Genomic DNA, 19,280 nt, shown 5'->3' with positions numbered 1-19,280 from the left:
GCCAAGGTTTCAAACCTCGTAAGGTGGCTGATGCTGTTGTAAATTGTTACTTCAACAACACCTTGGTAGCGCCGTAACCAAATTTTTCTTTACGGGCATCCATAAAGGTTTGTACTTTTTTATGCCTGCCCAATTGTTTGTGCAGTTCATTACGCAGCGTGCCATTGCCAGCACCGTGTATAAAAGTAATATCAGGTAGTTGATGAACAATAGCTGCATCCAGCGCTTTGTGAAAATGGGCCAGCTGAATCTCCATAATTTCAGCGCTGCTTAAAAACTGATAATCGTCACGCAGCTTTTCTATATGCAGGTCAACTTCGCTAACCGGCTTTTCAATCACTATTTTTTCGGTAGGGCTTTCAAAAAAGCTTTCCTTCAGTTTTTGAGCATCAATAACCAGTTCAGGCTCGTCGAGCCTGATGAGCCAGCCGGCCTGGTTAAGTAATGGAATGTTCTTTTTAGTGGTTGAGAAATCCTTGGCCTTAAACTTTTCATGTACAGCCAACGGTGCCGGTGGTTCAACATTTTGTTTGGTGCTGAATAAAACGCCGAAAATAAATTTTGGCCAAACCTGCAGATCGGCCAGTTGGGCGGAGTAGATATTTTCGGTTGATTTTGGCGCAATAATCCCTGCAAATTCGCCTTTAAATACCTGTTGCTTATCCGTTGTTAAAGTAGCGAGCAGCTGAAACGAAGTTTCATTGATTAAATGAAAATGTACGACAGAACTTGCCCTGGTATCAGTAACCACACCTATATAAACGCCTTTTTTAACAAATTCACCTGGTGTTACGAGCTTTTCATCCGTTGTATTGTTGCTTTTTGTCGCCCCTGCAGGTTGGTAACCATGAACGTAAGTTACTTTGCTGGCAAGTACCGGAATCTCAAAATCGTCATCGCCGGTAACACCTATCATCTGTCTCGTCGATGATGCGCGTTACAAAACCTTCCATTTTTTCATCAACAAATCGAACAAAATTGCCTAATTTATATTTCATAGCATTATGTTATTGTAATGCAAAGTTAATTTATCCCGGCACATCTGTCCGGGTAATAAAACTTAGTTATTTTTAAGGTAAGTTTGATAAGCAATTGCGTGAAACAGCTTTTAAGAAATATATAAACCCTAACTATATACTTTTAACTTCATACCATGAGCAACAATACCCCTAAAACACTGGATAACGATTTGTTAAAACAGGTATTTGTCCACAATCTTAACCGTATTTATTTTGGTAAATGTTACCTTGATAAACATCTTGCACATTTGAAAAGTCTCGCTTCGTTTACTGCATTGCAGCAGGCTATACAGGAGTTTTGGGACGATATTAAAAAGCAGATAGAACGGATGAAGAAGGTGTATACCCTGATTAATGAAATTCCGTCAGACAAGAACTGCAACCCTATAAAGTCCATTGTTAAGGATGAGTTTTGCCTGGATGAAGAGCAAACTATACCTGTATTGCTGGATATGGATATTATGTTGTATCTGCAGTTACTTGAGCATATTAATATTACATCGTGCCATATGTTAATAATGGTGGCCCAACAGCTTAATTATACTGAAGCTCAACAATTACTTACCGAATGTAAAGATGAATCAATTGACAACGATGAGCTGTTTACGCTTATTAGCAAAGAATATATAATTGCAGATTAAGTATCTATAAAAAAGAAAGCCATCCGCATAGCGCAGATGGCTTAAATGTTAGTTATTTAATACCCCTATTAAAATAACTGATAACAAAGTAAAAAAATATATCCGATACCGCAAAATATTTATTTGTAAATAATCTTTGTGACAGCTTTGTTACAAAATAAGCTCTGATATAGCGATTTATCAAGCGATTTTTTGTTTTAAATTTTCCGATTAATGTTTCCTGCATATCGTTATTTAGTCCAATTAATTTAAATTGGCAAAGAAATTTAAGACATATGACCAAACCCTTCATTTTATCTGCATTAACCTGCATTGCATTTATACAGGTTAAGGCCCAAACCTTGTATATGCCCCGCGATATACAAAAAGCATTCAAAAACGAAACGCGCTCGGCTGATGGCCGCCCCGGCAAAAAGTACTGGCAAAATTATGGTCGTTATAATATCAGTATTACGGCTGTGCCTCAAAATCGTACTGTGAAAGGCACAGAACAGATCACTTATGTTAATAATAGTCCGGATACTTTAAAAAGGCTTAACATGAAGCTTATCCTGAACATTCATAAACCGGGTGCCGCCCGTTTTGGCGATGCAGGGGCTGACTATCTTACACCGGGCATTCAGTTTGATAGCTTTTCAATTAATGGCGAAGCAAAAAAAGTTGCATCAGGTTCAACAAATCAAATGGTTGGTTTAAGTAAGCCGTTGATGCCTCATGATTCTGTTAAGCTTGATATTGGCTGGCATTTTGAAGTTTCGAAAGAAAGCGGCCGCGAAGGAATGATCGATTCGACTACCTGCTACCTGGCTTATTTTTATCCGCGGGTGTCGGTTTATGACGATTACAATGGCTGGGACAGGCTACCTTTTTTAGATGCTCAGGAATTTTACAACGACTTTAACGACTATACCCTGCACGTTACCGCGCCTAAAAACTACGTAGTTTGGGCTACCGGTACCCTGCAAAACCCTGAAGAGGTGCTTCAGCCTGAATATGCAAAACGATTGAAGGCTTCATTCACCAGTGATTCAACTATCAATATTGCATCGGCTGCTGAGCTTGCCGCCCATAAAGTAACGGCTCAAAAGGAGATGAATACCTGGACCTGGACCGCTAACGATATCAGCGATATGGCTGTAGGCATCAGTGATCATTATGTATGGGATGCGGCCAGCGTTGTGGTTGATGACGCAACAAACCGCCGCGCCAGTATGCAGGCAGCTTTTTTAGATAGCTCGGAAGATTTTCACCATGCGGTACAAAACGGCCGTAATTCATTAAGCTGGTTGTCCCACAACTGGCCGGGCGTGCCATATCCGTTCCCCAAGATGACATCGTTTCAGGGCTTTGCAGATATGGAATACCCTATGATGGTTAACGATAGCCATACCAATGATGTACGCTTTTCGCAATTTGTGCAGGATCATGAAATAGCGCATACCTATTTTCCTTTTTACATGGGTATTAATGAAAGCCGTTATGCATTTATGGACGAGGGCTGGGCAACAACTTTTGAACTGTTGATAGGAACATCAGAAGTTGGCAAAGAAAAAGCTGAAGCATTGTACAAAAATTTCCGTGTTGACAGATGGATCCATGATGCTTCAACCGCCGAAGATCAGCCGGTTATTACACCATCGAGCGAATTGCGGGGTGGGTACGGTAATAACTCATATGGTAAGCCATCATTAAGTTATTTAGCGCTGAAAGACATGCTGGGCGATCAACTATTCAAAAAAGCCCTGCATGGATATATGGACCGCTGGCATGGCAAACACCCAATACCATGGGACTATTTTAACTCTATGAGTAATATTACAGGTAAAAACCTCGATTGGTTTTTCAATAACTGGTTCTTTACTAATTACTATATTGATCTGTCGGTAAAAGGCGTAACCAAAGCAGCCGGTGGTTATACAGTAGCAATTAAAAACGTGGGCGGTTTTGTAATTCCGTTTGATGTAAAAATTACTTATGCTGATGGTTCCGGCGAGAGCATTCATCAAACCCCCGTGGTTTGGGAAAAAAATCAAAAGCAAATTGCAATAGATATCAAAACCACTAAGACCATTAAATCAGTTACTTTAGACGGCGGCATATTTATGGATGCCGATGAAAGTAACAATTCATGGAATAGATAATAGAAAAGCTTATAAAATAATAAAACCCTGCTAACTGGCAGGGTTTTATTATTTTATAATAGTACTAAATATTATGCGTTCTGTACAGAATTGTTCCAGTCATTGGCAGTCGCTTTGACTTTTGATTTCGCTTCATCCGCGGCGTCACCTGCTTTCCCTGCAAGGTCGTCGGCTTTTGATTTTGCAGCATCAACAGCTTTATCTTTAGCGTCCCAAAGGTCGCTAACAGTTCCGCTAAACTTGGTTTTAGCTTTGTCAATCACACTATTACTGTAATCTTTAATATCTCCGGCTGTTGTTTGCGCTTTGGTTTTGGCAGTATCAACCAGGTCGTTTATATAATCTGCTATATCGCCTCTTAATTCTGTTCCTTTTTCAGGAGCTAACAATAAACCCAAAGCCGCGCCCGCCGCTGCACCTACCAATAGTGCTGCTATAATTTTTGCTTGATCTTTCATGTTCTTTTCTTTGTTTTATGTGTAGTCGATTTATGATATTATTGGAATAAACAACAACAATGCCAGTTTTTATTTGAAAGTAACATTCAAATATTAAGCTGATGTACGCAGCAGGTTAACAAAAAAATAAAGCAAAAAAAGGCACTCAAACTTTGAGTGCCTGGTAGGCTTAATGATTATATTATAATTATATAACTTTTACATTTACCGCGTTAAGACCTTTACGGCCGTTTTCAACTTCGTATTCAACGGTGTCGTTTTCACGAACTTCGTCAATAAGGCCTGTTGAATGAACAAAAATATCCGGACCACCATTGCTTGGTACTATAAATCCGAAACCTTTTGTTTCATTAAAAAATTTTACTGTTCCTTGATTTTGCATTCTTTTATTTATTAATGCCGCCAAGGTAGTTATAATTTACCGTAATCAGCAATAGCCAAAGCGTAATTTAGGTGTAAACCAAACCTGTGGAATGGTATTTGGATTTTAGATAATTGATGGTCAGGCTACTATTGCCAAATGGCCTCCCTGGATGGTATCTTCCGAATCTTTTACTATTCCCCGTATCTTTTCATCCAGTTCGTTAACGGTATGTTCTATTATATTAAAGTAACCAAAATCAATATTTTCCATCCGCATGAGGTCTAATATACCAAGCAGGGATGCCACCGGCCTCCGCAATTCGTGCGATTGTATGATAGCTATACGGTTAAGCGCCTCTTTTTGAATATTGATTTGTTCCTCGTGTCTTTTGCGTGTAGTAATATCTGTTGAGTTAATAGCTATCCCGATTACCTCGCTGCTATTATTTTTTACAGGGATAAATGAGGTTTCTTTCCAGCAGGCATTTGGCGTTCCGGACAGCAGTTCCCATTCCCGTTTAATGGAACGGCCGGTTAATGCTATCGCAAAGTATTTCGAAAATGAATTTACCAGCGCCGGCTCTGTATAAGCGATAATATTATCACCATTGGCCAGTTTTTTATTATATAGGCTTCTGATAAAAACCGACGCAGATTTATTGAATGCCATAACCTCAAGATTACGGCCAACCAGGATATGGGTATCTTTTGAACTGTCGAAAATTGCTTTCAACTTCATTTCCGATTCGCTGATAGACGCTTTTTGTGATTGCGACTGCTGGTGCTGCTGCTCAAGCGAACGTAAACTTGAATTAAGTTCCATGAGGTTTACAACCTGCCTGGCCAGCGTTTTTAATGATTTAATCTGTTGCTGGTTAAGTTCATGGGGCTTAAAGTCAATAACACATAGGCTACCAAGGGCATGGCCATCTTTAGTAATCAAAGGGGCGCCTGCATAAAACCTTGCCTGTGGATCCTCAATAACAAGAGGGTTGGTGTTAAAGCGTTTGTCATTAAGCAGGTCGGGCACAACCAACACCTGTTTTTGGATAATGGTGTGATTGCAAAATGATAAATCACGTGGGGTACAGCTGATATTGATGCCGGTAGCGGCTTTAAACCACTGCATGTCGGTATCGAGCAAAGTAACCAGGGCGACGGGAGTGCCGCAGATCTGAGCTGCTAATCCTACTATATCATTTAAATCAACCGCTATGTCATTATCCAGATCCTTAAATCTCTTAACGGCACGCAGGCGCAGGGGTTCGTTATTCATTGTATATTGTATAAGGATTAGTAGTTTTTTATAAATCCAACACGGAGCTTACGCACACTATAATAATAATGAGCTTATTAAACACATACGCAATAGTTTAGCTAATAGTTGTATAAATTACAGAATAAAAAGATATAATGGCAATGATTTTAATACAATTTAACTGGTTAATTATTGTTTAAGGTGGAAATTCACTATAGATAAAATCTTTCGGATTAAGTACCTTTTTTATCGGATGGATTGAGTACATGAAAAGACTAATGTCCCGCCAAAAAAATCGAACAATATTATTCATCCATCGTGCAGCTGTTAAAAACAAATCACTCATGTGTTTAAAGAATATGTGGCATAATTCAACTTTTAGTTTTTTAAAGGTTTAAGTTTGCCAAAAAACCGCGCTCGGTTTATCTCTTAAATTGAAAATTAATATATGAAGGCCTTTATATTCGACCTCAACGGCACTATGATCAATGACATGCCTTATCATACCAGAGCATGGCAACATCTTTTAAATACCGACCTTGGCGGCAGCTTTACCTGGGATGAAGTAAAACCACAGATGTACGGCAAAAATCAGGAAGTACTGGTACGTATGTTTGGCCCTAACCGCTTTACTACCGAGGAAATGAACAGGCTTTCGTACCTTAAAGAACAGCGCTACCAGGATGAGTTTTTACCCCACCTGGCACTGTTGCCCGGTTTGCATGAGTTTTTGGAAAAAGCTTATCAAAACGGTATCCCTATGGCTATCGGTTCAGCAGCTATTCCTTTTAACATTGATTTTGTACTGGATAACCTTAACATCAGGCATTATTTTAAAGCTATAGTAAGTGCCGATGACGTGGTACTAAGTAAACCCCACCCAGAAACATTTTTAAAAGCTGCCGAATTACTGAATTCCTTACCTACAGATTGTGTTGTGTTTGAGGATGTACCTAAAGGTGCTGAAGCTGCCGCTAATGCAGGTATGAAAGCCGTTGTACTTACTACAACGCACCAACAGGATGAGTTTGAAGCGTTGCAAAACGTAATTCATTTTGCCGATGATTTTACGGATGACTTTATTGGCAGCCTGGTATAATAAATAGCCAGGGTAAATGTATAACATTTGAATGTGTTAACTCATGTTAACCCCATTTAAATGCGTTTGCCCAAAATAAACAGTAGGGTGTGTTATTTTATTACTTGTTTTAGCGTATAATTGTTCAGTATCCAGTTTATAAACCCGATCCGGACCTTTTACAATGAAACTTAAATTCAACCTGCTTTTGCTCCTGGCCAGTATGATCATAAGCTCGTGCAGTGATCATATTTATGCGCCGGCCATGCACCATAGCGATATTGCTTATCTGCCTAAACCGGTATCTGCCGATGCTGTTAAATCGGCAAATTATATTTCGGGGGCTTTAGTAGTTGATGAAAGCCCTAATTACTCAGACGAGTTGGTTAGCGCACAGCTTAATTTTAGCCGCGCACATGTATTTGATCATTTCAACCTGGCTTACGGCGCATTTGGTACATTAGGTAATTATCATAACAGCGAATTGGAGCCGCAAGATCCCAACTACTTTAAAAATAAGTTCTTTGGAGCGGCAGGAGGAAGGTTATCGGGAAACTTTTTTGTGAGCAGCGGGCATATCGATTTACGCTTTATTGGCTTTGAAGCGGCCTATAGTCATGAGTTTGGCGATTACCTTAACTTTAGGAAAGCTGTCACCAATAAACCGGGCTTTTACACTGATCCGCGTGCCGGTCTGTTTACATTAGGTGGCACAACTGAAATTATATTTCATACCAATAAAGTTGCCAATCAGTTTGGTTTCCGGCTTTTTTGGGGCGGTACATTTGGCAACGACAACGTATACCGAAACAAAAACAGCGATTACGTTTACAGGGCTTATAACCCTGGTTTTGTAACCGCTGCTTATTTTATGCAGATTAAAAACTATATGGCCGTTGTTGAAGCTGGTACCTATGTACAGTTAAGACTTGGCTACCGGTTCAGATAGCTTATTCAGAATAAACGCTGCCAACCCTGTCGCGCAGGTTATAGCCTGATGCCATCACCTCGCCATAAGCACCTGCGGTACGCACCGCTATCAGGTCGCCGCGAAATGACTCAGGCAGGCTCACATCCTTCTGAAAGCAATCCGTGCTTTCGCATATCGGCCCAACAACGTCATACTTTAAACTTTCGGACTTTCCTGCTTCCGGACTTTCTGACCTCCGGCTTAAATTTTCTATCTGGTGATAAGCCTGGTAAAGCATCGGGCGAATCAGCTCGGTCATGCCGGCATCAAGGATCAGGAAGTTCTTTTTCTGTCCGTTTTTAACATACAATACACGCGATATAAGCGAAGCACTTTGGGCTACGAGTGCACGGCCAAGCTCAAAGTGAACTTCTTGCCCCGGCTTAACATTCAGAAAGTTTTTAAACACCTGGAAGTAGGCCTCAAAATCGGCTATGTTGTTATCCGGGCTGTAATAATCAACCCCAAGACCACCGCCGGTATTAAGCACTTTTATCGGGAAGCCACGATCTTCAAACCAATCCTGCATTTCATTAATGCGGGTACACAGGTTTTTGTAAACTTCAAGGTCGGTAATTTGTGAGCCGATATGGAAATGGATCCCTAAAAACTGCAGGTTATCACATTTGCGCAAAGCAGCGGCAACATCAGGTAATTGCCAGGTATTAATGCCGAACTTATTTTCATCGAGTCCGGTGGTGATGAAATGGTGAGTATGTGCATCAACATTCGGGTTAATGCGGATAGCCACACCAGCTTTTTTGTTTTTTGCTTTAGCAAGGCCATCAATAATAAAAAGCTCCTGGATGGATTCGACATTGAAGCAGAAGATATCCGCATCAAGGGCCAGGTTTATTTCACGGTCTGATTTGCCAACACCTGCAAATACCACTTTGCTTTTATCAAAGCCATGATCAATAGCTGCCTGAACTTCATTGCCGCTCACGCAATCGGCGCCAAAGCCATAGGTTTGTATGGTGTCAATAACTTTTGAGTTAAAGTTGGCCTTCATGGCGTAATGCACATGGAAGCCGTGCTTTGCAGAAGCATCGCGGCAGGCACTCAGGGTGTTTTTAAGCACCTCGAGATCGTAGTAATAAAACGGAGTTTCTAAGCCGTTGAATTTATCTATAGTTTTACTTGTGAACATGGGTAATATTTCATCAAATCATGCTGAACTATTGCATATCAGGGATTGCTTCGTTCCTCGCGATGACGTTTTAAATTAAAAATTTCAAATAAGGCAATTCCGAAATCGAAAATCCGACATCCGGAATTAAAACAACCTGTTATGTAAACTCCTTAAAGCCTCAACCTTATCCTCTGTTTTTACCAGTAACGACAGGTTGTGATCGCTGCCGCCGTATGATATCATCCTTAATGGGATATGCTTAACGGCTTCCAGTACCCGGGCTGCATACCCATGTTTTTCGGCCCCGAAATCACCTACCACACAAATAATGGTTTGGTTTACATCAATTTCTACCGAACCGTAAGCGTTTAATTCTTTGGTGATGTCGCCCAGGTAAGTGGTATCATCGATGGTAACAGAAACACCAACTTCTGATGTGGTGATCATATCGATAGATGTTTTATAACGTTCAAATACCTCGAATACCTTGCGTAAAAAGCCATGTGCCAAAAGCATCCTGCTCGATTGGATCTTGATAGCCGTAATGGCATCCTTAGCAGCTATAGATTTGATCTTGTCCTTTTCGCTGGTATTGGTGATTAGGGTACCCAGCGCTTTAGGATCCATTGTGTTTAATAAACGAACCGGGATCTTATATTTTTGAGCAGGGAACACGCTTTGCGGGTGCAGAATTTTGGCACCAAAATAGGCAAGCTCAGCAGCTTCATCAAAAGATAGCTGAGCAATAGGCTGCGTGCCTTTTACAATGCGCGGATCGTTATTGTGCATGCCGTCGATATCTGTCCAGATCTGTACCTCTTCGCTGCGGATACCGGCACCAATCAATGAAGCGGTATAATCGCTGCCGCCGCGGCGCAGGTTATCTATTTCGCCGTAGGCATTGCGGCAAATGTAGCCCTGGGTAATAAACAAGTTTACTTCGGGGTGCTTATCAAGCAGCGGGAGCAGGTTTTCGGTAATATGATCAACAATTGGCTCATTATCCTCATCTATCTTCATAAAATCCAGGGCAGGCAGCAATACCGATGGGATACCTATCTCCTTTAAATAAACATGATAGAGGGTAGTTGAAAGCAGTTCGCCCTGTGCAACAATGATCTTATCTTCAATATGGGTGAAAAGATCATTGGCAAGATTGCTGAGCAACGAAAAATGGTAGTCGATAACCTCTTTGCCCTGGGCTAAAAATTCGGGTTTCGCAAACAATTCCTTAATAAAAATTTCGTACTTATCCTTTAGGATAGTAATAAGCTGCACTGCCTTCTTCTTATCGCCGGCGAGATATGCTTGTCCAATTTCTACGAGGCTGTTTGTTGTGCCTGACACTGCCGATAGCACCACTACCTGGCGCTCGGCCGGGTTAATGATATCAAGCAGCGCTTTCATCCGGGCGGGGCTACCTACTGATGTCCCACCAAATTTTAAAACTTTCATTTTTATGTTGCTGTTAACCGTATATGATCGGTGTTCCTGAACATCAGCTTGCTGATATTCAAGCACCAATATTTGAGGCGCTAAAAATAGTGTTTTAAAACGCTTTAATGTAATGTGATTGGAATTTAAATTTGACGGGCCATATCATCCTTGAGCTTTGAGATCCGTGGTACTCTGATTGGTAAATGATATCCTCACGTTGTTATTCGGGGTAAGATGTCGCCACTGCTACAAAATATTTTATCCCCTACCTTTTAACATATCAAGCGAGTAAAAACTGTCCCGCCAGTAAATGCCTCCCTGTACAACTGTTATTATTGATGCTTTTAAAAAATGCCAGGCCAGGAATAGCCCCGAAAGGGGGATCATGAATGCATACCACCATTTATTGGGCGGCACCAGCTCCATATAAATTATATGCACTATGAGCATAACAGAAGCCATGATCCTGATAACCGGGGTGCCGAAAATGAACATTAATGGCATAGGCAATGCCACCGTTAATAGCATATTCAGTACGTTAACAATGGCTTGCGTAATACTGTACTTAGCCATAGCAAATGAGTTTTTCTGCACGCCGCGCCCAAGCTCACCAAGATTCCTATACCATTCCAGGCAAACGTAACCCTTACCGGCTAAAACATCCTGCCGTAAACCTTCCTTTTTTATCAATTGACCAAGTTGAAGATCATCATCCGGGCGCTGTTTTATGCGTACATGTGTGCCAATTTTTTCATAAGCTGTACGTCTGACCAAATTGAAAGCCCCTATGCCCGACGATGCTTTTGATTTCGGGTTTTTGGCCTCCCATGGTTTCATGGCAATCATGAGCATAATACTTAATGTGGCAAATACACTGTTTAAAATTGACGACCGGGAGATCAACTCAGGTAACATGGTTAAATGATCAACCTCGTGTTTAACTGCATAACCGACAGCCTGGTTAATAGCATCAGGATGAAAAACGATGTCGGCATCGGCAAAAAGCATCCATTCTTCAGTACTGCTAAGGTATCCCTGGTAAAGTGCGTTGTTTTTACCAAGCCATCCGTCGGGTAAAGTGTCTATCGTAGTCACCTGAAGTTTTGGATAGCGTAAGCTAAAATCTTTCAGGATGTCGGCGGTACGGTCGGTTGAGCGGTCGTTCACTACAATAAGGCGATGGTTAGGATAATTGATATGGCAAACGCTTTGCAAGGCTTTTTCAAGGCCTTCCTCCTCGTTTCGCACAGCTATAATGATGGCAAGGGGTGGGGGACTATCCATCACAGGTTGTCGGCTTACCTGTTTAATTTGTTTAAAGCCGATAAGCAGATAAAAGTTAAGCGCTAAGGTGGATACAAACAGTATCACGCTGTACCAGAATAATATCATGATAAATAGGTTTGGATAAAGGTGGGTAAAATCAGGAAACAATTACAACAAAAAATGGCATATTGCATTACCAATTTTAACACCTATGAAAAACATCAGCCGCAAAAAATTTATTGCTTCGGCCGCAATAGCTGCTGCCGGCTTACCTTTTGGTTTAAGTGCTTTGGCTAAGCAGTCACCCTTAAATACAAACCTTGCTACAGGTAACCCCTCTCCGGGTGAAAAAATAAAAGTGAGTATATTTTCCAAACATATGCACTGGCTTAATTATGCCGATATGGCCGCTTTAACGGTACAGCTTGGTTTTGACGGAATTGACCTTACTGTAAGGCCCGATGGCCACGTGCTGCCCGAACGTGTTGCCGATGACCTGCCTAAAGCGGTTGAAGCTATTGAAAAAGCCGGGCTCAAGGTTTATACCATAGTAACCAATATTAAAACTGCTGATGAAAAATACGCCGGGCCGATCCTGAAAACGGCATCAGCATTGGGCATTAAATATTATCGTACCGCCTGGTTTAATTATGATAAGGCTACCAGTGTACCTGCCAATATCAGGGCTATCAATAAACAACTGGTCGGTCTTGCCGGGCTCAACAAAAGGTATGGCATGCACGGCGGCTATCAAAACCACTCCGGCGACTTGTTTGGAGCATCGCAATGGGATTTATGGCTGAGCCTTGAAGGACTTGACCCCAATTACATCGGTTGCCAATACGATGTAAGGCACGCTACCACCGAAGGTGCTGACACATGGCCTGTTACACTTAATCTTTTGAAGGCTTATTCCAAAACAATCAATGTAAAGGATTTTTACTGGGAGAAAAAGGGCGACAAATGGCAGGTGAAAAGTGTACCATTAGGCGAGGGTATGGTTGATTATAAAAAATACTTCAGTCTGCTAAAACAATACAATATCAATGGCCCCATGAGCCTGCACTGTGAATATCCCTTAGGCGGGGCAGAGGATGGTAAACGTGAGCTGTCTATTAGTAAAGATGAGTTTTCGACCGCTTTAAAAAAAGATTTGACCAGATTACGGGGTTGGCTGGCAGAGTATGATCTGTAAGTGCCGGTCAACGCGATTGCAGGTTTAAGTATCCGTGCTTGAGTCTGCGAATTTTTTCCTCTCCTTAAAACTTGTTTTATAACAAACTTGTTACTAAATTTAGTAGAAGCATTTCGGTCGCTTGATCTCCCTGATCGCCCCCGGGTTGCTGATAACCAATTATTAAACTAAAAGGAGGCCTTTATGAATCTGGTTCATAAAATTGAACACTGGGGTGATACTCATCACCCTAAAGTTTTGGATATTGTGCGTATTGTTCTTGGTGTATTTTTATTGGTGAAGGGCATAACTTTTATGGAAAATACATCATACCTGCGCGGTATTATTACCGATCAGGATGTTATTGATGTATCGCCTGATATGCTGATGATCCTGGTATACTATGTATCATTTGCCCACATGGTTGGCGGTATACTCATAGCTATGGGTATATTAACCCGTTTGGGCTGCATTATTCAGATCCCTATATTGGTTGGCGCGGTATTTTTAACAGGTATTTTCCAGGAGCCTATCAACACCATGTTATGGCCATCAATTACAGCCCTGGCTCTCCTTATACTATTTACCATTTTAGGCTCCGGCCCATGGTCGTTAGATAAAGTACTGTCGTTTAAGGGATAGTGGAGAGATATAAGAGATCAAGAGCCGGAAACCAAGAAAGGAATTGCTTTGAACTAACGCCAAACTCTAAAACTCCCGACTTAGGGCTTAAAACTTAGAAATCAAGACTTCTAACTTCTAATTAATATCCTTTAACGGCTTCATCCACATAACACCATAGCCAGCGCTCACCCGGCTCGGCAGATATAACTACCGGATGGCCGGTAGCGTGGAAATGCTTGGTCATATGTGTATTAGGTGAACTATCGCAGCAAAGCGTAACGCCGCATGTTTGACAGGTACGCAAATGCAGCCATGTACCATGGTGCTTTATACATTCTTCGCAAACATAATCCTTAGGTTGGGTTATGCTTTCAATAGCTTCGATATGGGCGCAGGTTTCTTCCATAGGTATAGGTAGTTTATGATTAAACTTCGGCCAGGTATTTATGTACAAAACTTATCGCCATCGAACCTTCGCCTACGGCAGATGCCACACGGTTCATGGCCCCGGCACGCACATCGCCCGCGGCAAAAATACCGGGACAACTGGTTTCTAACAGGAATGGATCTCGTTTAAGCTTCCAAACTTTTCCAAAGCTTTCATAGCTGCGCAACTCGCGGCCGGTTTCAATAAAGTCTTTACTGTTTTTAATAATATCCAGCTTTATCCAGTCGGTATAAGGTTTAGCACCAATAAATATATATAATGCGTTAGCCGTTTTAACCACAGATTCTTTGGTCTTGCAGTTTTGTATCGTGAGCTTTTCAAGGCAGTTGGTACCTTCGGCCTCAATTACCTCGGTATTTGGCATAACCTTTATATTTGGCGTATCGGCAATCTGGTTGATCAGGTAGGCAGACATGGTTGCCGTCAAATCATCCCTGCGGATAATGATATGCACGTTTTTTGCAAATTTGGAAAGGTACATAGCTGCCTGTCCGGCCGAGTTGCCCCCGCCAATTACAAACACCTCTTTACCTGTACATGCCGAAGCTTCGGTAGTAGCCGCGCCATAATAAATACCTGCCCCGGTAAAGTTATCAACGCCTTTAACTTCCAGCTTGCGGTAATCAACCCCGGTGGTAATTACTACTGTACGGCTGATGATCTCGGGCCCATCATCCAAAATAATGGTTTTGTAGCCATCTTTTTGTTTGATATCGCTAACAGATTGGGGTGATAAAAATTCGGCGCCCAAACGCATAGCCTGACTTATGGCGCGACGGGTAAGATCGGCGCCGCTTAAACCTGCCGGGAAACCCAGATAATTTTCGATACGGGAACTGGTACCGGCCTGTCCTCCCGGTGCTTTACGCTCAATCAATAAAGTTTTTAAGCCTTCTGATGAACCGTATACAGCGGCGGCTAATCCTGCCGGACCTGCACCAATGATCACCACGTCGTAAACATCGGTGAGCTGGGTTGGATTTTTCCCCATTTTATCGGCAATATCCCTTATGGTAGGTTTTGTTAAACAACTGCCATCCTCAAATATCACCATCGGCAAATCATCGGTTGTGCGATTATTGATGGTAAGCAAACTGGCCGAATCGATATTTTTTTCGATATCAAACCAGCGATAAGGGATCAGGTTACCGGCTAAAAAATCTTTTATCACATGTGATTGCGGCGAAAACTGGTAACCTACCAGCTTCATACCCACAAATTCGGGGATGTAGTGGCTGTGCCAGTCGCCAAGCAGATCATTAATTACCGGGTAAAGCTTTTCCTCGGGAGGGTTCCATGGCTTCATCAGGTAATAATCAAGCTGCACATCGTTGATGGCTTTAATGGCGGCATCAGTATCGGAGTAGGCGGTCAGCAGTACACGTTTAGCTTCGGGGAATACTTTTTTAGCTTTCTCCAGAAATTTAACACCTTCCATTTCGGGCATGCGCTGATCGCACAAAAACAAGGCAACCACTTCCGAACTGTTTTTCAGTTCAATAAGGGTTTCATATGCTTCATTTGCCGATGTTGTGCTTAGTATTTTATATTCTTTGCCATACTGCGACTTTAAATCGCGGCTTATTGATCGCAGTACCTGCGGATCATCATCTATGGAAAATATTATCGGACGGCTCATAGGGTAAATATGCAGGCAAATTAACTAATATTTTTGGTAAAATCAGCTTTTTGCTAACCATTTATCGGGAAGCAAACTATAAACTCGGTATGCCCGGGCCTTGATTTTACCTTTATCGAACCGCGGTGCTGCTTCACAATACGCTGCACCACTTCAAGGCCCATACCAGTACCTTTACCCATTTCTTTAGTGGTAAAGAAAGGGTCGTATATACGGCTAACATTATCTTCCGGTATACCGGGTCCATCATCAATAATGGTTACCTCAACAAAGTCGTTATCTTTTTTAGTGCGGATGGTAAGCGTCCCTTTCTCATTCACTTCCATAGCATCAAGAGCATTATCGACCAAATTGGTCCATACCTGGTTAAGTTCGCCAATGAGTGCTTTAACCTCTGGCAGCGTATCATCAAACTCCTCAATCACCGTGATATTCTCCTTCCTGATCTTGTAGCCCAGCATGGTAATGGTATTACGGATACCCACATGAATATCGGCATATTGCTTATCCTGAGCACGGTCCATATGGGTAAACGTTTTAACTGAGCTTACAAGCTCGGCGATACGGCGTGCCGATTCCTGGATATCCTCGATCATTTTTTCGCCCATTAGCTTGGCGCTAAGCCAACCCATAATAATGGATACCGCATGTTCGGGTATATGCGCTTTCAGGGCCTCCAGGTTTTCGGTGGTAAAACTAAAGTCTACAAAGCTTTCGGCTATATCATAGGCGTCTTCAACGCCGTTATCTTCCAGCCATTCAGATATTTCATCTTCAAGCTGGGTGCGTTGTTTAAGTGTAAGGCGGGTATAGCATTCTTTTTTGTTCAGGATCCTGAACAACTCGTCGGTAAGACCGTCAACCTGTTCATCGCTGGCCCTTATGGCAAACATATTTTTTAGGTGGGCGGGCACCATACGCAGGTGTTTTCTTAATGATAACGAGTCGCGCACTATGGCCGATGCCGGGTTATTAAGCTCATGAGCCAAGCCGGCAGACAACTTGCCTAAAGCCATCATTTTATCATTTTGCTGCTGCATGGCAGTAAAATCTCGTACGCGGGTGGTCATGATATGAACCAGCGCCTGGGTAAGCTCAAAATGGTTCCGAATCATCTCCATGATCTCGCCCGTGGGATAGCTTAATACCGTTAATTCGCCAACGGCCTGTGCATAACCTTTGGCTATAAGGCCGCGCGAATAGGGCATATAGCCGGTGATACTTCCTTTTTCAACCAGGGTGTAATCACGGCGCGAACCTTGCTGCATCATAAAGAAGCGCATATTGCCTTCGATGATAAAATGCGGGCCAGTAAGGTCCTGCCCCGGCTCCATCAGGTATTCACCATCTTCAAATGTTAAGATCTCGCTTTTATCAATCAGCCACTGCAGCTGATCGTCGGGTATATTGGCTAAAGCTTCAAAAGCTTTCAAGTCTGATACGCTTACCTGTAGTTCACTTACCTTTTGCATAATTTAAAAGTAGGGAATATTATTTAATGATGTAAAAATGAGGTGAAAAATTGCAATAGGGTGAACCTGACCGCTGGTTTCTTTGATTGCGTTGATTCTATCTGTGTTTGGAATAAATGGATTTGAGGATTTATGATATTGACTTAAAGAATTCAAGGAATTAATTGATGTTGAGCAATTCTATAAAATCAAACAATGGTACGGTGATAGCATCCACCATAAGCTTAATGACATTAAAATCCTTTAATCCGGTAAATCAGCTTAATCCCGGTTCAATTCCACTTACTCAAAAACACCCCGAAAGCTTCTTTGTACTGATCGCCAACGGTGATATTTACTTTGCCTATCTGTAAAGCGTTGCGGGTAATGGAGTTAATTTTATTGAGCGAGACAATGAATGAGCGATGTACGCGCATAAACCGTTTGGACGGCAGTTTTTCTTCTAAAACCTTTAAACTGGTGAGGGACAGCAGCGGCTTTTCTTTATCCTGCAGATAGATTTTCACATAATCTTTTAAACCTTCAATATAAAGAATTTCGTTAAGTGCTATACGAACCAGTTGGTATTCGATCTTTAAAAACAGGTATTCCTCTTCTTCCGGCTTTGCGGCGACTACGGTTGCAGGGATGTTTGAGCGGTTCACCAATTCAAAATAAGTTAAGGCTTTATTTGAAGCATGCAGAAACTCTTCGTAGTTAAAAGGCTTGAGCAGGTAATCGAGAGCATCAACCCGGTAGCCTTCAATAGCAAACTGGTTGTAGGCGGTGGTAAAAATAATGCGGGGTTTAGCTGCTCCGCGACTGTCAAGCACCCGGGCCAGCTCCATGCCATTAAGGTTAGGCATTTGGATGTCCAAAAAATAAGATCAACCTTTTGATCCTGCAAGCCGACAAGCGCCTCTACGGCACTGCTATAACGGCCGATCAGTTTCAGGAAGGGGTTTGCTCGATAAAAGCACAAACCAGGCCCAGCGCAAGCGGCTCATCATCAATCGCTATGCAGTTAATTATCATGACAGGTTAAGGGTTAAGTGAACAGTATAGATATTGGCGGTTACATCTTCAGTAATATCCAGTTTATATTTTCCTGCATACAGCAAATCAAGCCGGCGAATGGTATTGGTTAAACCGATACCTTTATTTTCGCCAATGCTTGGGTTATGATCTTTATAGATACCATTTTCTACCTTTAACTCCAGCAGGTTATCATGTTGATCGATAATGATGTGGATAGCACTCGGCTCTGTAGCGCTGATGCCGTGTTTAAAGGCGTTTTCTACAAAAGGTAAAAAAATCATTGGGGCCACGGTTACATCATCAGTATGTGCAGGCGGTGTAAATGTAACGGTTACTTTTTGGGTAAGGCGCAGTTCCATAAGGCTGATATAGTCTTTAATGAAAGCTATCTCCTGGCTTAATAATGCGGTGCCATGCTGCGTATCATATAATACATACCGCATCATGCGCGAAAGCTGGTGCAATGCCTTGCGCGATGTTTCGGCATTAACATGCGTAAGCGCATAAATGTTATTAAGCGTATTGAAAAAGAAATGAGGGTTGATCTGGGCTTTCAGGAATGATAATTCTGAACTGATCTTATCCTGCTCCAATGCCTGGCGCAGGCGGATATCCATTTGCCATTTTTGGATTGCGGTAATGCTGGTGCTGATCCCTAAAACCAACGCTACGATAACGGTACCAAAAAAATCCCATCCTCCGCGGTCCCTTGGTTTTGGCGGGCGGTGCTGCCGGTGAAAAACAGCTTCCATATGCTCATGCATATGCAGCACCTTATCAGCCCAGCTATTGAGCATTAAAAAAACAATTACCACCCCCACAACAGCCATAAAGTACATCCCTATGCGATCATGTAATAAAAACCGTGGAACAAGTAATTTGCTGTTGAAGTAATAAGCAGCAACAAGTATAAAAAGAGTAACCGCCTGTTTGACCCAGAACTGGTACGGTATTTCAACATTCCAGCTAAGGGGCTGGTAGAAGAACAACAGCAATCCAAAAACTACCCATATTAAAACATGGATGAGTATTGTGATGGTGTTGCTTTTTGACTTAAGGCTCATTGAAAGAGTTTACTATAGTGCACGAAAAATAAATTTACATATATAATTCAGCAATATTACAAATCAATAAAGCTTTAGG

The 19,280-nt window shown here is 41.9% G+C and carries 19 protein-coding genes; 7 read left to right on the top strand and 12 right to left on the bottom strand.

What is annotated here, in order from left to right:
* Positions 1-46: 46 nt before the first annotated feature.
* Positions 47-916 carry a Smr/MutS family protein gene (locus tag ACQ86K_RS23325; protein WP_431198891.1) on the bottom strand — a complete coding sequence of 290 codons (870 nt, stop codon included), beginning with the start codon at positions 914-916 and terminating at the stop codon, positions 47-49.
* A 237-nt stretch (positions 917-1,153) separates the two neighbouring features.
* On the opposite strand from ACQ86K_RS23325, the gene ACQ86K_RS23320 reads away from it, so the two are divergent.
* Both ACQ86K_RS23320 and ACQ86K_RS23315 read left to right on the top strand, forming a co-directional pair.
* Complete coding sequence (locus tag ACQ86K_RS23320) at positions 1,154-1,660, top strand: DUF892 family protein (protein WP_091170257.1); 507 nt, start codon at positions 1,154-1,156, stop codon at positions 1,658-1,660.
* A 275-nt stretch (positions 1,661-1,935) separates the two neighbouring features.
* Positions 1,936-3,801 (top strand): M1 family metallopeptidase, encoded by a 1,866-nt coding sequence (locus ACQ86K_RS23315; protein WP_091170252.1) that lies wholly within the window; start codon positions 1,936-1,938, stop codon positions 3,799-3,801.
* A 71-nt stretch (positions 3,802-3,872) separates the two neighbouring features.
* Here the strand turns inward: ACQ86K_RS23315 and ACQ86K_RS23310 are convergent, their stop codons facing one another.
* From ACQ86K_RS23310 to ACQ86K_RS23300, 3 genes are all read right to left on the bottom strand, one after another.
* Complete coding sequence (locus ACQ86K_RS23310; protein WP_091170250.1) at positions 3,873-4,259, bottom strand: YtxH domain-containing protein; 387 nt, start codon at positions 4,257-4,259, stop codon at positions 3,873-3,875.
* A gap of 187 nt (positions 4,260-4,446) precedes the next feature.
* Complete coding sequence (locus tag ACQ86K_RS23305; protein ID WP_090533335.1) at positions 4,447-4,641, bottom strand: cold-shock protein; 195 nt, start codon at positions 4,639-4,641, stop codon at positions 4,447-4,449.
* Between the two features lie 120 nt (positions 4,642-4,761).
* A complete protein-coding gene (locus ACQ86K_RS23300) occupies positions 4,762-5,898 on the bottom strand; it encodes a GAF domain-containing protein (protein ID WP_091170248.1) in 1,137 nt (378 codons plus the stop codon).
* Between the two features lie 430 nt (positions 5,899-6,328).
* Between ACQ86K_RS23300 and ACQ86K_RS23295 the strand changes: the two genes are divergently transcribed.
* Both ACQ86K_RS23295 and ACQ86K_RS23290 read left to right on the top strand, forming a co-directional pair.
* Positions 6,329-6,979, top strand: a complete 651-nt coding sequence (locus ACQ86K_RS23295; RefSeq protein ID WP_091170245.1) for an HAD family hydrolase — start codon at positions 6,329-6,331, stop codon at positions 6,977-6,979.
* Positions 6,980-7,142: 163 nt separating this feature from the next.
* A complete protein-coding gene (locus ACQ86K_RS23290) occupies positions 7,143-7,907 on the top strand; it encodes a hypothetical protein (RefSeq protein ID WP_091170242.1) in 765 nt (254 codons plus the stop codon).
* A gap of 1 nt (position 7,908) precedes the next feature.
* Here ACQ86K_RS23290 and lysA read toward each other — a convergent pair whose 3' ends face one another.
* From lysA to ACQ86K_RS23275, 3 genes are all read right to left on the bottom strand, one after another.
* On the bottom strand, positions 7,909-9,078 hold the full coding sequence (gene lysA, locus ACQ86K_RS23285) for a diaminopimelate decarboxylase (protein WP_091170239.1): 1,170 nt from the start codon (positions 9,076-9,078) through the stop codon (positions 7,909-7,911).
* 126 nt (positions 9,079-9,204) lie between these two features.
* Entirely contained in the window at positions 9,205-10,515 is a 1,311-nt protein-coding gene (locus tag ACQ86K_RS23280) for an aspartate kinase (RefSeq protein ID WP_091170343.1), read from the bottom strand.
* A 240-nt stretch (positions 10,516-10,755) separates the two neighbouring features.
* Positions 10,756-11,889: a glycosyltransferase gene (locus tag ACQ86K_RS23275; protein WP_091170237.1), complete on the bottom strand. Its 1,134-nt coding sequence runs from the start codon at positions 11,887-11,889 to the stop codon at positions 10,756-10,758.
* Between the two features lie 85 nt (positions 11,890-11,974).
* Between ACQ86K_RS23275 and ACQ86K_RS23270 the strand changes: the two genes are divergently transcribed.
* Both ACQ86K_RS23270 and ACQ86K_RS23265 read left to right on the top strand, forming a co-directional pair.
* On the top strand, positions 11,975-12,958 hold the full coding sequence (locus ACQ86K_RS23270; protein WP_091170234.1) for a sugar phosphate isomerase/epimerase family protein: 984 nt from the start codon (positions 11,975-11,977) through the stop codon (positions 12,956-12,958).
* 183 nt (positions 12,959-13,141) lie between these two features.
* Positions 13,142-13,579 (top strand): DoxX family protein, encoded by a 438-nt coding sequence (locus ACQ86K_RS23265; RefSeq protein ID WP_091170230.1) that lies wholly within the window; start codon positions 13,142-13,144, stop codon positions 13,577-13,579.
* A 121-nt stretch (positions 13,580-13,700) separates the two neighbouring features.
* Here the strand turns inward: ACQ86K_RS23265 and ACQ86K_RS23260 are convergent, their stop codons facing one another.
* The 4 genes from ACQ86K_RS23260 to ACQ86K_RS23245 all read right to left on the bottom strand — a co-directional run bounded on the left by ACQ86K_RS23260 (position 13,701) and on the right by ACQ86K_RS23245 (position 17,965).
* Positions 13,701-13,967, bottom strand: a complete 267-nt coding sequence (locus ACQ86K_RS23260) for a UBP-type zinc finger domain-containing protein (RefSeq protein ID WP_091170227.1) — start codon at positions 13,965-13,967, stop codon at positions 13,701-13,703.
* Positions 13,968-13,986: 19 nt separating this feature from the next.
* A complete protein-coding gene (locus tag ACQ86K_RS23255) occupies positions 13,987-15,648 on the bottom strand; it encodes an FAD-dependent oxidoreductase (RefSeq protein ID WP_091170224.1) in 1,662 nt (553 codons plus the stop codon).
* A 53-nt stretch (positions 15,649-15,701) separates the two neighbouring features.
* Positions 15,702-17,120 (bottom strand): ATP-binding protein, encoded by a 1,419-nt coding sequence (locus ACQ86K_RS23250; RefSeq protein WP_091170222.1) that lies wholly within the window; start codon positions 17,118-17,120, stop codon positions 15,702-15,704.
* A gap of 272 nt (positions 17,121-17,392) precedes the next feature.
* Positions 17,393-17,965 carry a LytR/AlgR family response regulator transcription factor gene (locus tag ACQ86K_RS23245; protein WP_431198890.1) on the bottom strand — a complete coding sequence of 191 codons (573 nt, stop codon included), beginning with the start codon at positions 17,963-17,965 and terminating at the stop codon, positions 17,393-17,395.
* A gap of 29 nt (positions 17,966-17,994) precedes the next feature.
* Between ACQ86K_RS23245 and ACQ86K_RS23240 the strand changes: the two genes are divergently transcribed.
* Positions 17,995-18,144 (top strand): hypothetical protein, encoded by a 150-nt coding sequence (locus tag ACQ86K_RS23240; protein ID WP_431198889.1) that lies wholly within the window; start codon positions 17,995-17,997, stop codon positions 18,142-18,144.
* Here the strand turns inward: ACQ86K_RS23240 and ACQ86K_RS23235 are convergent.
* Entirely contained in the window at positions 18,131-19,201 is a 1,071-nt protein-coding gene (locus ACQ86K_RS23235; protein WP_091170217.1) for a sensor histidine kinase, read from the bottom strand. The two genes, ACQ86K_RS23240 and ACQ86K_RS23235, sit on opposite strands and share 14 nt — an antisense overlap.
* Positions 19,202-19,280 lie beyond the last annotated feature (79 nt).

This window comes from Mucilaginibacter sp. P19, from assembly GCF_050632265.1.
Lineage (GTDB): Bacteria > Bacteroidota > Bacteroidia > Sphingobacteriales > Sphingobacteriaceae > Mucilaginibacter > Mucilaginibacter gossypii.
This window is presented reverse-complemented; position numbering and strand designations above follow the sequence as displayed.